Below are 14,707 nucleotides of genomic sequence, written 5' to 3' on the forward strand. Positions count from 1 at the left end.
CCCATGGTTGAACCAGTGTCCACGCCGTCGTCTGCTCCACAACCCCCGCAGCAGCCGTCACGGCCATCGCATACTCTTCCCATCGCTGCCCGTGCAGTCAATCTGGTGAAGCGCTATGGATCAGGCGATACTGCTGTCACCGCGTTGGATAGCGTCAACATTGAGTTCTCGCAGGGTCGTTTCACTGCCATCATGGGACCATCGGGGTCAGGAAAGTCAACGTTGATGCACTGCATGGCCGGTTTGGACACGGTGACTGACGGGCAGACGTTCATTGGCGACACGGAGCTGTCCCACTTGCGCGACAAGAACATCACTACCCTGCGTCGTGACCGCTTGGGCTTTGTGTTCCAGTCTTTTAACCTGGTGCCCACGCTGACTGCGAAGGAAAACATCACGCTGCCTATGGAGATTGCGGGTCGCAAGGTTGACCCGCAGTGGTTTGATGAGGTGACTAAACGCCTTGGTTTGACGGAGCGTTTAAATCACCGCCCTGCCGAGTTGTCTGGTGGTCAGCAGCAGCGTGTCGCTGTGGCCCGTGCGTTAATTTCACGTCCGGAGATCATTTTTGGTGACGAACCTACGGGCAACTTGGATTCCAATTCCTCGGCGGAGGTGTTGGATATTTTGCGCACGTCGGTGGATGAGCTGAATCAAACCGTGGTGATCGTGACCCACGATGCGAAGGCGGCGTCGTACGCCGATCGCGTGGTGTTCTTGGCCGATGGTCGGCTTGTGGAGGAGCTGGATAATCCCACCGCCGAGAATATTCTGCGCATCATGGCCAGGATCGAGGATATGTAGCCCATGTCTGTCACATCCATGCGTTCCCCCATGCGCACTATTTCGCTGCGCACTATTGCCGCGCACAAGTTGCGCCTTGTGTTGACTATTTTGTCGGTGGTACTGGGTACCGCGTTTATCGCCGGTTCCAGCATGTTTACCAGCAGTTTGTCGCAGAGCTTCACCTCGATGATTTCGTCGGCGTATGACGACGTTGATCTTGTCGTTCAACCCACTGATCAGAGCATTGGTGGTCTTCCCTTGCCGCTGATTGAGCAACTACGTGCCGATCCCGATGTTAGGGGCGTCAGCGTTGCCAATTACCAGTCTTCGGTGGCTATCACAGGCAGTGACGGGAAGGCGCTACAAACTGGTGGGCTCGATTCTTCAGCGTTTGCTGTCGACCCACCCCAGCAAGCCATGTCATTTTTGCCGTTGAAGGACGGCGCATACCCTCAGCAGCCTGATGAGATTGCTGTGAACACAACTGCCGCTGAGAAGGGCAATATCAAGGTTGGCGACACCATCACGGTCGTCACACCGCAAGACCGTTCCCCAGCCAAAGTCACGGGCATTTTCGAGTTCGGCGCGGATGCCGGTGGCACCATCGGTGTCCTATACTCAGAACCCACCTACCTGCAGAAATTCACCGATGGGCAGCATGTTTCCCAGGCAAGTATCTCGCTTAACGACGGCGCGTCTGCCGATAGCGTCCGCGAACGCCTCAGCACCCAACACCCCACCGTGAAGTTTGAAACGGGCCAAGCACTGGTTGAGCAGACCACCAAACAGATCAAAACAGCACTGTCCTTCGTGAACTACTTCCTGTGGGCATTTGCTGGCATTTCGCTGCTGGTGGGCACGTTCATCATTTCCAACACCTTCTCCATGATCGTCGCTCAGCGTAACCGCGAGTTCGCTCTGCTCAGGAGCATCGGAACAAAACAATCCCAGATCACTCGCGCTGTGATCTTTGAGGCAATCATTGTGGGCATCATTGGCTCCCTGCTGGGCATTGCTGCTGGTGTGGGCATTGTTCGCCTCATCTACGCCATCATGGAGGCCCGTGGCTTTGGGTTCCCCAGTACTGGTTTGGGTTTGACTGCCCAGTCCATTGCCATCCCACTTATCGTGGGCATTATTGTCACCGTTCTCAGCGCGTGGGCACCCGCTCGCCGCGCTGGAGCGGTGCGGCCTGTTCAGGCAATGCGTAGTGGCGACCAGTCCAGCAGTGACTCCCTGCTGGTACGAACCGTTTTCGGTGGAGTTGTCCTGGCCCTCGGTGTGGCGCTTGTGGTCATCCCTGCCGTCATCAGTGCAGGGGGTATTGGCCTCAAGGCCAGCATCATTGGTGTTGGCGCCTTCTTCCTGGTCATTGGCCTGTGGCTTGCTGGTCCTATGCTGTCCATTCCACTTGTGGGCGGACTCGGCCGGATTGTCGGTGCCCCGTTCGGCGTCGTGGGCAAACTCGCCGCCACTAACTCGCGCCGCAATCCCCGTCGTACGGCAACCACGTCTTTCGCCTTGACGCTGGGGTTGATGATGGTCAGCTCCATCGGCATGCTGGGTGCCACGATGCGTGACAGCACGTCGGATATGTTAGATAGCTCCATCACTGCGGATTTCGTTCTCACTGGACCGCAGAACTCGTCGTTATCTATCCCGAAGGATGCCCCCGAGCGCATTAACCGTGTTGAGGGCGTGGACTCCACCGCTACTGTCTCTACTGCGCCGATTCTGGTGAACAACCAGGCTCTTGATGGCAACCTTAATGGGGCCACTTCTCCTGTCGTCATGGGTGATATATCCCGTGTCTACGACATGAAGGTCACCGACGGCACCATCGACACGAATTCTCAGAACGGGATTGTGCTGTCACAAAGCACTGCGCAGCAGCTGAATGTTGGTGTGGGCGACCAGGTCACACTCAGCAAATTCAGCGTTGAGGCAGTGGTCGCGTCTGGTAACACTTTCGGCGTCGCTGGTGATCCCAACAGCGAGCGCCAGGCCACCGTCCAGGCCATCACGGAGGACAACAGTTCTGAAATGCGCTTCTTCATTCCGATGCCTACGGCAGAACAAGTGGTGAAACAGCCGGACATCAAGATCACTAAGATTTTTGTGAAAACTGATCCTGGCGCCAGCCAGACCACTGTTCGCGAGAACCTGGAAAAAGCCGTTGCCGACGACATTGTCATCTCAGTGCTCAGCAAGACCGAGTACAAGGGCCAATCCGCGCAGGGTATCAGTCAGATGCTCAATATCCTCTACGGTCTGCTGGCCTTGGCAGTGGTGATTGCCGTCCTGGGCATCATTAACACCCTGGCGTTGAGCGTCATTGAGCGTCGACGGGAAATCGGCATGTTGCGCGCCGTCGGCACGCAGCGTGGGCAGATTCGCAGGATGATCTACATTGAGTCAGCAGTGATTGCCCTGTTCGGTGCGCTGATTGGTGCGGCCATTGGCTTGGGTGTGGGTTGGGCGTTTGTGTCCATCCTGTCCGGTGATGGCCTGGATAAGGTTGTCATCCCATGGATGCAGGTGCTCATTATGCTGGTCGGATCTGGTTTTGTGGGCGTTCTGGCGGCGGTGTGGCCAGGCCACAAGGCTGCTAAGACGAAGCCACTGGAGGCTATCTCCGAGTAGCAACGCTGTGACACCCCCTACTGTTGATGGCGCGCGAATACGTGATTTCAGTGGTAGGGGGTTTATTGTGGACAGCGCAACACGAAAATAGCTGCGGTTTTCGCGTAATACGAGTGTTAGGCTGGAGTGCGGCGATCAAGACGACACCCTTGCACGCCACTGCGTACCTGATACTCACCCGAGGAAGAAAGTAGTTACCTATGTCATTCCCAAAGATCACTATGGACCGTTTGGAGTCCATCGTGAAGGAGGAAGACCTTGTCTATGACATTGATCTCAACGACGGTGAGCTTGGTTTAGGGTTCCCCGACATGGCTGTGTGGTTCAACATTTCTGAGGATGTCCTGCGGACGTATGCATATTGGCGGGGCGAGTTGACCGTCGCAGAGGACATTCGTAAGGCATACTTTGTGGCCAACGATCTGAACAGCAAGTTGTTGTCCCCAAAGATCCTGGTCAACTCCAATGAGGATAGCAACCGCGCCAAGATCATGTTCGAGCATTCGGTGCTGAACCACCCGGGGATGACCGATGAGCAACTGCTCGCCCAGGTGCGTATGGAAATTGGTTCTTTTGTCTACGCCTCGGAACAGATGAAAGAGATTTTCCCGCACGTTGTTGATTGGGAAGAAGAGCAGGAGGACTAGCTATGGCGTGGTTTAACAACACGGAATCCCAAGGGGAGGAAAATGTGGTGCAGCCGGTGTCTTTCCAGCGCTTGCAGTCGCTGGTCGCCCGGAACGGTTGGAACGTAGGCACCCCCGAACAGGTGGAGAACCCGCAGTTTTTGTACGCATATTTCGACGGCGTGTACACAGTTTTTTCCACCGAGCACGATAACTGCCTGATGGTGTCTGCCTTTGGCATCAACAACCTGACACTGTCGTTGGATCGTTTCGAAGACGCTGTGATGTGGGCTGCTGACCATAATCTGGGAACGAATTTCGGCACGTCATTTATCACCTCTGATGAGGATGAGGGCACCGTCATGTTGCGCGTCGACAGCGCTATTCTCTGCCCGGCAGGTGCGACTGATGAACAGCTAGTGGAGTGGGTTAATGTTGCACTGAGCGCCAACTTGGCAGCGATGAAACGGTTCGCTGAGCATTTTGACGTGCAGATCGAGCAACGTTAGACACAACAAAAGGTAGTTACTCTCATGGGCCCTGGCCAGCAGGCTGATTCGCAGAATTTCCAGGTCGATCTTGGTGGCATGGTTGAGCTTTTATCGCGCAATCTTTATTCAGGGCCACGGGTGTTTGTCCGTGAACTCCTGCAAAACGGCTTCGATGCCATCACTGCGCGACGTGAGCTGGAACCGGAAGGATCGCCCGCGCGGATTCGCTTCATCACGGACAACAACGGGGAGTTCCTGAGTATTACCGATACTGGCATTGGGCTAACCCGCGTCGAGGCGGAGACGCTGCTATCCACAATCGGAGGGTCGTCGAAACGCGACGAGTTTGGGCTGGCTCGCAGCGAGTTTTTGGGGCAGTTTGGCATCGGTTTGTTGTCGTGTTTCATGGTTTCGCTGGAGATCACGGTATTTTCCCGTTCCGCCAAGCCGGATGCACCAGAAGATGTGGTGCTGTGGCAGGGCCGGTCGGATGGCACCTGGACCGTGCGCACAGCGTTGCCGGAGGAAGTGCCCGCAGAACTGCAGGGTCCAGGTACCACGATTGTGTTGAAGTCCCTGCCGGGGGAACGTTTTTTTGACTACCCAGTAGTGAGCAAGCTTATTGATCACTATGGCCGTCTGCTGCCGGTGGATGTGACGTGCGAACGCCGCTCTCAGGATGCGGAGCATTTGTCGGCACAGCCTGCGCCGTGGGAAATGTCGCTTGATGATCAGCAGCGTTGGTGCATTGATAACTTTGGTTTTCAGCCATTTGCGTGCATTCCGCTAGAAGTCCCCGTCTCGGGGGTCCGCGGGGTGGCGTTTATTATTCCGCAGGGGGCTCACCCAGGACAGTTGCTCAAGCACCACGTGTATTTGCGACGCATGTTGCTCAGCACGCATGTCACCGATCTGCTCCCCGAGTGGGCGTATTTTGCCCGCGTTGTGGTGGACACGGAGTTTCTGCGCCCCACGGCCTCCCGGGAGTCCCTGTTTGATGATTCGCTGTTGGAGGAAACTCGACAGGAGCTGGGTGACAGTATTCGGCAATGGCTCGGTGACCTCGCCGAATACTACCCGTTACAGTTTCAAGAGTTCGTGGCACTTCATGTACACGGTTTGAAGGCGCTGGCTCTCACCGATGACAAGACCCGTGAACTGGTGTGTTCGGCGGTGCCGTTCCAAACATCGTTGGGTATGAAAACCCTACAGGAGGTGCTTGAGGAGCACGGGGGAATCCGTTTTACCAGCACCGATAGTCAGTTCCGTGCCCTGCTTCCAGTGGCCTCGGCGAGTGAACTGTGCATTGTCAACGCTGGGTTTGCCTTTGATGAAGAGCTGTTAGCACAGGTTCAGCTGGATCACCCTGGCCTGGGCATTAGCGAATTGGACCCGCTAGAGGTGCTAGGGGTGCTGGAGAAACCCAACGGCACCGATGCCACCGCTCTGCGCCCGCTTCTCGACGCCGCGTCGGCAGCCCTCGGTGATAAAGCCTCGCCCCAAATCCGCCAGTTCCAGCCGTCCACCATGCCCGTCTTATACTTGCCCAACTCAGATGTTGCTGGTAAAGCGATTGAACAACGCGCCATCGATGAAGCCGTCGGGGCTTTTGAGGGGCTGGTGGACCTGATGAATGGTGCCACTTTGGACAACGACGGCATGGACACTCCCCAGCTAATTTTCAACGCTAACTGCACCCTTAATCACCAGTTGGCGGGCAGTACCTCTCAACAACCACAGATTGTTGAATCTGCCATTCGGGGGCTGTTTGTTCAGGCTCTACTCGCCGGAAAGCATCCCATGGACTCTACCGTCCGCGCTTGGTCCACGCAGGTGTTCAGCAACCTGATCACCGCCTCACTCCGCTGATAGGACCTTCAACGATGACCGATCTTGACGACCTCTATGACCTCATCGCCCGCGCCCAGGCCGCGCCTTGGGGTCCGGGATGCTCTGCTCTCTGGGCACAGGCCGCTCGCCTTGCCGAAGATCTCGGGCGTGATGAGGATGCCTTGGAGTGCTATAGCAATCTTGTCACCGCCTACACCATGGGCGGCGAAGCAACACGTGTGATTGCCCCCTTTACCTGGTGCGACAACATGTACCGCACGCGTCCGGACCTCTTTACAGATGCGCTCAAGCACTCCTTCGCCTGGCAGTACAAGTACGTCATTACGGCGCTGCGTCAGGTGCCTACCGTTCCTGTGCAGAAATGCAAAGATGTTCTCCAGCAAATGCGGGAACTTTACCTGAGTTTGGGTGACGAACTCAGCGCTGTCTACATTCGCGAATACCTGCTGCTACACCATTTCGGCGAGTACGAGGACGCCGAGAAAGCCCTGTCCAACTGGCGGGCCGCAGCACGCACCGAATTTTCCGACTGCGTGAGCTGCGACCCGATGCATGAAGTCCGGTACTACTCCCACCTCAAGGAATGGGACCGCGCCCGTAGCATCGGCGAGGAGATCCTGAACACCCAGGACTCCGGAAGCTGCGAAGCACAGCCTGAGGCGCTGTTGACCGTCATGATGATGCCGTGGCTATACACAGGTAACGACTCCAAAGCTTGGGCAGCCCACGTCCGCTCCTACCGACGCGACCGCTCATCCCCCGCCTACCTTGAGTACATCCCTGAACACATCAAATACCTCACCCTGTCTGGCCGCACCGAACGTGCCCTGCACATTCTTCTACGACACCTGCCATGGTGGGAACGCGCAGAAACCCCCACTGTGCTCATGGAACTAGCCATCGCCGGCGCGCAGGTCACAGCGGCGCTTCCCCCTGAAGAAATATTCTACGGCACCCTACCCGGCGAAACGCTCCCCTGGCACCCCACTGGGTCCCTTGTCAACCCCACCAACGCGCAAGCCCGCGCCTGGTTCACCACCCTGGCACTCGACATCGCCGCGCTTTTCGACGCCCGCCCTGGCCTCACCAACCCGCATACCGTTACCGACGTCACTGAACAACTGGACACCATTCACCTTGACGCGGACCTTAATCCCGCGGACGTCGACACGCGGACCGCAATTCCTGACTTCAGCGGTGTCTTTAACGAATCAACTGAAGAAGACACCTATCCCCCACTCAACCTTGGGGACCGGCCATGGCTTGACGATACGCCCGCAGGCAACATCTTCATACCAACCAACACCATTTTTGATCTTTCCCAAACAGGCACCATCACCTACCCCTTTACCGGGCATGATGATGCCTACCGGCTCATTGCCGAAGCCATGGCCACCGAGGACCCCATGATCGCCTGCCAAATGGCCGATCAGGCTATGCGCACTCATACCAACGAACCCATCGGAGTCCGCATCATGGGCTACCGGATCCTCGGCAACGGAGCCTACCACGCCGGGTACCTCAACGAAGCAATAGACGCCTATCGAAACTGCCTCAACCTCACCGCCGCTTGTGGGCTAATTCCTATTCAACTCGCCTGTGCCGTTGACCTGTGCCGCTGCCTCAACCAGGCGAAACGACACCATGAAGCAGCCGAAGTAGCCGAAATGACGCTCATGACGCTGGACAACAGCGACATCAATGACGCCAATGAAACCAAACTCAGAAGCCACCTCGTCACCGCGCTCAGCGAACTAGAGTACAACGGCCAAGCCGCCGAACATGCACTTGAACTCGCCGAAAACAGTGACGACAACACAGCGCGCTGCGAACACTACGAAACCGCAGCCCACCTCTTCGCCAGCGATGGAAACTACGAACGCGCCAAAACCACCTGGCAAACCCGGCTTACCCTTACCCACCCCGACGCCCAACAACAAGCCAAAGCACTCTACCAGTACTGTCGATGCATTGCTGACCAGCCGGGGCGCGTTCCCGAACACGAAATCATCCAGATGGAAACCATCATGGATGAGCTTCACACCATTGTGACTAGCGAAGGATTCGACGAACACCACAGCCCCAAATGGCACCACGCCGAATGGCTCAGCGACAAAGCATACATGCACTGGCATTGCGACCAGCAAACCAACGCCATCGCATACATGCAGGCCGCAACGCAGGCATTTCACGACATTGACGCCGTTGTCCGCGAGGCCAAAACCCATCTAAACCTCGGCTACATGCACGTCCAACGCGACGAACATGACACCGCACTCCATCATGCTGGTGTTGTGCTGGTGTTGTTGTCTAGTCCCCGATTCTTCGGCAACCCCCTGATCAACGAAGCACAACAACTCATCGCCTACATCAACGACACCCCATAACCCCGCACACAACCCCGCACCCGCATAGCAAAACAAACAAGCAAACAAAACAACAAAAAAAAGGGGGTGGGGTGCCGGTGCGCCCATCAGGCACACACAACACCCCACCCACCATCTATTTGAAGTTATTAATGCTGGCAGTAACCTACTCTCCCACACCCTCCCAGGTGCAGTACCATCAGCGCCCACAGACTTAGCAACCGGGTTCGAAAAGGACAACCGGGCGTGACCCTGCGACTATCACCACCAACACACCCAACACAACTGGTGTTGTGCCAGACACTGCACAGCAAACACGAAACCACACACCACCACCAACGGCAGCGACGTCCTGTTTTCATCATTCCTTCGTGTTGTCAACACACGCATATGTTTCCCACACCATGTGCCCTATCGCACACAATCCTGTGGCACACCACCACCACTATGGGGTATGTTTGTGTCGGTCATATTAGTATCGGTCATCTCACAACACCTTACGATGCTTCCAACTCCGACCTATCAACCCCCTCATCTACAGGGAACCTCAACAGAAACCTCATCTCACAACAGGCTTCCCGCTTAGATGCTTTCAGCGGTTATCCCTCCCGCACATAGCCAACCAGCCATGCCACCGGCGTGACAACTGGCACACTAGAGGTACGTCCATCCCGGTCCTCTCGTACTAGGGACAGCCTTGTTCAAGTTTCCACGCGCGCGGCGGATAGAGACCGAACTGTCTCACGACGTTCTAAACCCAGCTCGCGTGCCGCTTTAATGGGCGAACAGCCCAACCCTTGGGACCTACTCCAGCCCCAGGATGCGACGAGCCGACATCGAGGTGCCAAACCATCCCGTCGATATGAACTCTTGGGGAAGATCAGCCTGTTATCCCCGGGGTACCTTTTATCCGTTGAGCGACACCACACCCACACGTTGATGCCGGATCACTAGTCCCTGCTTTCGCACCTGCTCCACCCGTCAGTGTCACAGTCAAGCTCCCTTACTGCACTTACACTCTACAAACCTGATTACCAACCAAGCCGAGGGAACCTTTGGGCGCCTCCGTTACCATTTAGGAGGCAACCGCCCCAGTTAAACTACCCACCAGGCACTGTCCCAAAACCCGATCAGGGCCCACAGTTAGATGCACACAACAACCAGAGTGGTATTTCACCAATCGACTCCACACCCACTAGCGTGAATGCTTCCACGTCTCCCACCTATCCTACACAAGCTGCAGCACACACCAATACCAAGCTATAGTAAAGGTCCCGGGGTCTTTTCGTCCTGCCGCGCGAAACGAGCATCTTTACTCGTACTGCAATTTCACCGGGCCTATGGTTGAGACAGCAGGGAAGTCGTTACGCCATTCGTGCAGGTCGGAACTTACCCGACAAGGAATTTCGCTACCTTAGGATGGTTATAGTTACCACCGCCGTTTACTGGGGCTTCAATTACCCGCCTCACACACCACACGGGCGTGCTCACGAGTCCTCTTAACCTTCCAGCACCGGGCAGGCGTCAGTCCGTATACCTCGACTTGCAACGTCTTCGCACGGACCTGTGTTTTTAATAAACAGTCGCTTCCCTCACTTCTCTGCGGCCACACACAACGCACACCGCACAAGGGCGATTGCCGCACATGGCCCCCCTTCTCCCGAAGTTACGGGGGCATTTTGCCGAGTTCCTTAACCATAGTTCACCCGAACGCCTTAGTATCCTCAACCAGACCACCTGTGTCGGTTTCCGGTACGGGCCGTGCACACACATCGCTAGAGGCTTTTCTCGACAGCACAGGCACATCAAACATCCCCAAATCTGGGTACGCATCACGCCTCACCCTTATATGCAGAACGGATTTACCTATCCTGCGGGCCACACGCTTACACCACAATCCAATAAGTGGCCTTGACTACCAATCTGTGTCACCCCATCGCTTGGCTACCAACGATCAAGATCCCACGCACCACACACCAAACCAACACCAAAAGCATTGATCCCGTGGCAGTGGGTGGTTAGTACAACCGAGTCACCACTGGTCGCGCATACACGGGTACGGGACTATCAACCCGTTATCCATCGACTACGCCTGTCGGCCTCGCCTTAGGTCCCGACTCACCCTGGGAAGATTAGCTTCACCCAGGAACCCTTAGTCATCCGGCGAACACGTTTTCCACATGTTTTTCGCTACTCATGCCTGCATTCTCACTCGCACACACTCCACCACCACTTCCGTGACAGCTTCCCAGCGTGCACGACGCTCCCCTACCCAACACACATACGTGTGTTGCCGCGGTTTCGGCGGTGTACTTAAAAAGCCCCACTACATTATCGGCGCATCACCACTTAACCAGTGAGCTATTACGCACTCTTTCAAGGATGGCTGCTTCTAAGCCAACCTCCTGGCTGTCTTCGCGATGACACCTCCTTTTCCACTCAGCACACCCTTAGGGGCCTTAACCGACGATCTGGGCTGTTTCCCTCTCGACGTCACGGAGCTTATCCCCCGCCGTCTCACTGCCACGCTCGCATATTATTGGCATTCGGAGTTTAGCTGGCATCGCTAAGATGATCGTCCCGCATCAACCAACCAGTCGCTCTACCACCAACAACAACCACGCAACGCTGCACCTAAATGCATTTCGGGGAGAACCAGCTATCACGGAGTTTGATTGGCCTTTCACCCCTACCCACAGCTCATCCCCTCAGTTTTCAACCTAAGTGGGTTCGCGCCTCCACAATGTTTTACCACCGCTTCACACTGGCCATGGGTAGATCACCCCGCTTCGGGTCCAGAACATGCCACTTAACACACCCTCATTAGGATTCGCTTTCGCTACGACTACCCCACACACACGGGTTAACCTCGCGACATGCCGCTGACTCGCAGGCTCATTCTTCAAAAGGCACGCCACCACCCCACACAAGGGGCTATGACGGATTGTAAGCACACGGTTTCAGGAACTATTTCACTCCCCTCCCGGGGTACTTTTCACCCTTCCCTCACGGTACTAACTACACTATCGGTCACGCCAAGTATTCAGGCTTACCGGGTGGTCCCGGCAGATTCACAGCAGATTCCACGAGCCCGCTGCTACTCGGGAAAATACGCACACACCCCAACCACATGTCTTCAGGTACCGGACTCTCACCGTCTACGGCAGGCGATTCCACACCACTTCCCCTAACACACAATCCAAGGGTGCCAGCCAGTGGTAGCCAGCCAGACACACGCATCCCACAACCCCCTACACGCAACCCCTACCAAGTATCATCCACGCATAGAGTTTAGCCATCACCTCCGCCTTCGCTCGCCACTACTAACGGAATCACATATTGTTTTCTTCTCCTACGGGTACTGAGATGTTTCACTTCCCCGCGTAACCCCCATACCACCTATTTCATTCAGCAGCAGGTGACCGCACATAACCACGGCCGGGTTTCCCCATTCGGACATCCTCGGATCAACGCTTAATCGGCAACTCCCCGAGGCTTAACGCAGCCCTTCACGTCCTTCATCGGCTTGACATGCCCAGGCATCCACCGTGCGCCCTTACAACAAACACACCACCCATCCGGCGGTGCGCCACACGAAAAACACACACAAAACAACACAAAGAAATTAAACAGAAAAATGATTTCGCGTCCACTATACAGTTCTCACACAACACCACCCCACCACCAGCAACCACCATGATCACCAGCAGACAAGGACGTAAAATTCCACACGTTTATTATGTGGGACACCCAACAGCCACACCAAGCACCACACCCCCATTGGATACACACCACATATTCTCCCTAGAAAGGAGGTGATCCAGCCGCACCTTCCGGTACGGCTACCTTGTTACGACTTCGTCCCAATCGCCAATCCCACCTTCGACCACTCCCCCCACCACAAAAGCGGTGGTTAGGCCATGGGCTTCGGGTGTTACCAACTTTCATGACGTGACGGGCGGTGTGTACAAGGCCCGGGAACGTATTCACCGCAGCGTTGCTGATCTGCGATTACTAGCGACTCCGACTTCATGGGGTCGAGTTGCAGACCCCAATCCGAACTGAGGCCGGCTTTCAGAGATTAGCTTCACTTCACAGTGTCGCAACCCGTTGTACCGACCATTGTAGCATGTGTGAAGCCCTGGGTATAAAGGGCATGATGATTTGACGTCATCCCCACCTTCCTCCGAGTTGACCCCGGCAGTTTCTCATGAGTCCCCACCAAAAATGTGCTGGCAACATAAGACAAGGGTTGCGCTCGTTGCGGGACTTAACCCAACATCTCACGACACGAGCTGACGACAACCATGCACCACCTGTGCACCAACCACAAGGGAGGACGTATCTCTACGCCGATCTGGTGCATGTCAAACCCAGGTAAGGTTCTTCGCGTTGCATCGAATTAATCCACATGCTCCGCCGCTTGTGCGGGCCCCCGTCAATTCCTTTGAGTTTTAGCCTTGCGGCCGTACTCCCCAGGCGGGGCGCTTAATGCGTTAGCTACGGCACAGACTGCAAACACACAGCCCACACCTAGCGCCCACCGTTTACAGCATGGACTACCAGGGTATCTAATCCTGTTCGCTCCCCATGCTTTCGCTCCTCAGCGTCAGTAACTGCCCAGTAACCTGCCTTCGCCATCGGTGTTCCTCCTGATATCTGCGCATTTCACCGCTACACCAGGAATTCCAGTTACCCCTACAGCACTCTAGTCGTGCCCGTATCGCCTGCACGCCCGGAGTTAAGCCCCGGAATTTCACAGACGACGCGACACACCACCTACGAGCTCTTTACGCCCAGTAAATCCGGACAACGCTTGCACCCTACGTATTACCGCGGCTGCTGGCACGTAGTTAGCCGGTGCTTCTTCTCCACGGTACCGTCACCCATCAGGTGGGCTTCGTCCCGGGCGAAAGGAGTTTACAACCCGAAGGCCTTCATCCCCCACGCGGCGTCGCTGCATCAGGCTTGCGCCCATTGTGCAATATTCCCCACTGCTGCCTCCCGTAGGAGTCTGGGCCGTGTCTCAGTCCCAATGTGGCCGTCCACCCTCTCAGGCCGGCTACCCGTCGCCGCCTTGGTAGGCCATTACCCCACCAACAAGCTGATAGGCCGCGGGCTCATCCCACACCGCAATAAAGCTTTCCACCATGACCCCTACGCCATGGTCGTATGTGGTATTAGACCCAGTTTCCCAGGCTTATCCCACAGTGCGGGGCAGATCACCCACGTGTTACTCACCCGTTCGCCACTCGAGTACCCACCACCAAGGTGGCAGGCCTTTCCGTTCGACTTGCATGTGTTAAGCACGCCGCCAGCGTTCGTCCTGAGCCAGGATCAAACTCTCCAACCACAACACACACAAACAAATGCGTGTGTCGTGCACAAAACAAAAACAAAAACAAAATAATAGTGTTTCAAGCGTGTATCTCTTTGACAAGAGCAACACACCCCCACCACTACCAGGGTCGGGGTGTGCGACACCCACACAACAACACTAGTGTGTGGGTGTGTGTAGTACTTGGTACGCTATTGAGTTCTCACACAACAAAAAAATAAGCATCCACCAACCCCCGGAGCACACGCGTGTGTGCTGGGGTTTTGCTTCGGGGACCTGATATAAGTTACCCACCGTGTGGGGGTTTGGCAAACCCCCAGCACAACACAGGTTTTTGCTAGCGGTTGTGGTGGTGGGTTGGTGTCATACAGGATGTCGTGCAGGGTGGTTTCACGGTGGGTGTGTGGTGCGATGAACAGCACCAACCACCCCACCACACTCAACAACCCAACGAAGCAACCCCAGCCCCTTCCATCACATAGGTAACAACACGAAGATTGCGTATCGACACCACATCCTCTGTCAAGCCCTCATGCATATCCCCTGTTCATCACCCCAAAAATTGATGTCGCTTCGACGCTGCACCCACTTTTAAGGCATGCTGGA

6 protein-coding genes and 3 rRNA genes are annotated in these 14,707 nt (G+C 55.8%); 6 read left to right on the plus strand and 3 right to left on the minus strand.

Annotated features, from left to right (window positions below; all coding sequences use genetic code 11):
- The first annotated feature begins 3 nt into the window (after positions 1 to 3).
- The 6 genes from CDUR_RS12465 (at position 4) to CDUR_RS12490 (ending at position 8,784) form a co-directional block, all read left to right on the plus strand.
- Positions 4 to 804, plus strand: a complete 801-nt coding sequence (locus CDUR_RS12465; RefSeq protein WP_233452955.1) for an ABC transporter ATP-binding protein — start codon at positions 4 to 6, stop codon at positions 802 to 804.
- 3 nt (positions 805 to 807) lie between these two features.
- The gene (locus CDUR_RS12470; protein ID WP_179418447.1) at positions 808 to 3,429 is read left to right on the plus strand and encodes an ABC transporter permease; all 2,622 of its coding nucleotides are present in this window, start codon (positions 808 to 810) and stop codon (positions 3,427 to 3,429) included.
- A 200-nt stretch (positions 3,430 to 3,629) separates the two neighbouring features.
- Positions 3,630 to 4,076: a YbjN domain-containing protein gene (locus CDUR_RS12475; RefSeq protein WP_179418448.1), complete on the plus strand. Its 447-nt coding sequence runs from the start codon at positions 3,630 to 3,632 to the stop codon at positions 4,074 to 4,076.
- Between the two features lie 2 nt (positions 4,077 to 4,078).
- Positions 4,079 to 4,564, plus strand: a complete 486-nt coding sequence (locus tag CDUR_RS12480; RefSeq protein ID WP_006062175.1) for a YbjN domain-containing protein — start codon at positions 4,079 to 4,081, stop codon at positions 4,562 to 4,564.
- A gap of 24 nt (positions 4,565 to 4,588) precedes the next feature.
- Positions 4,589 to 6,415 carry an HSP90 family protein gene (locus tag CDUR_RS12485; RefSeq protein ID WP_006062174.1) on the plus strand — a complete coding sequence of 609 codons (1,827 nt, stop codon included), beginning with the start codon at positions 4,589 to 4,591 and terminating at the stop codon, positions 6,413 to 6,415.
- 14 nt (positions 6,416 to 6,429) lie between these two features.
- Positions 6,430 to 8,784, plus strand: a complete 2,355-nt coding sequence (locus CDUR_RS12490; RefSeq protein WP_179418449.1) for a hypothetical protein — start codon at positions 6,430 to 6,432, stop codon at positions 8,782 to 8,784.
- A 132-nt stretch (positions 8,785 to 8,916) separates the two neighbouring features.
- On the opposite strand, the gene rrf is transcribed toward CDUR_RS12490, so the two are convergent.
- The 3 genes from rrf to CDUR_RS12505 all read right to left on the minus strand — a co-directional run bounded on the left by rrf (position 8,917) and on the right by CDUR_RS12505 (position 14,116).
- Positions 8,917 to 9,035: ribosomal RNA gene (rrf, locus tag CDUR_RS12495) — 5S ribosomal RNA — on the minus strand.
- A gap of 179 nt (positions 9,036 to 9,214) precedes the next feature.
- Positions 9,215 to 12,333, minus strand: a 23S ribosomal RNA gene (locus CDUR_RS12500).
- Between the two features lie 238 nt (positions 12,334 to 12,571).
- Positions 12,572 to 14,116: ribosomal RNA gene (locus CDUR_RS12505) — 16S ribosomal RNA — on the minus strand.
- The 16S, 23S and 5S rRNA genes sit together here, the layout of an rRNA operon.
- Between the last annotated feature and the right edge of the window lie 591 nt (positions 14,117 to 14,707).

It is taken from the genome of Corynebacterium durum (genome assembly GCF_030408675.1).
GTDB lineage: Bacteria > Actinomycetota > Actinomycetes > Mycobacteriales > Mycobacteriaceae > Corynebacterium > Corynebacterium durum.

Excerpts from the sequence above, each read along its gene's own strand:
- CDUR_RS12475 (WP_179418448.1), top strand. The coding sequence starts at position 3,630 with ATGTCATTCCCAAAGATCACTATGGACCGTTTGGAGTCCATCGTGAAG.
- CDUR_RS12470 (WP_179418447.1), top strand. The coding sequence starts at position 808 with ATGTCTGTCACATCCATGCGTTCCCCCATGCGCACTATTTCGCTGCGC.
- CDUR_RS12480 (WP_006062175.1), top strand. The coding sequence starts at position 4,079 with ATGGCGTGGTTTAACAACACGGAATCCCAAGGGGAGGAAAATGTGGTG.
- CDUR_RS12465 (WP_233452955.1), top strand. The coding sequence starts at position 4 with ATGGTTGAACCAGTGTCCACGCCGTCGTCTGCTCCACAACCCCCGCAG.
- CDUR_RS12485 (WP_006062174.1), top strand. The coding sequence starts at position 4,589 with ATGGGCCCTGGCCAGCAGGCTGATTCGCAGAATTTCCAGGTCGATCTT.
- CDUR_RS12490 (WP_179418449.1), top strand. The coding sequence starts at position 6,430 with ATGACCGATCTTGACGACCTCTATGACCTCATCGCCCGCGCCCAGGCC.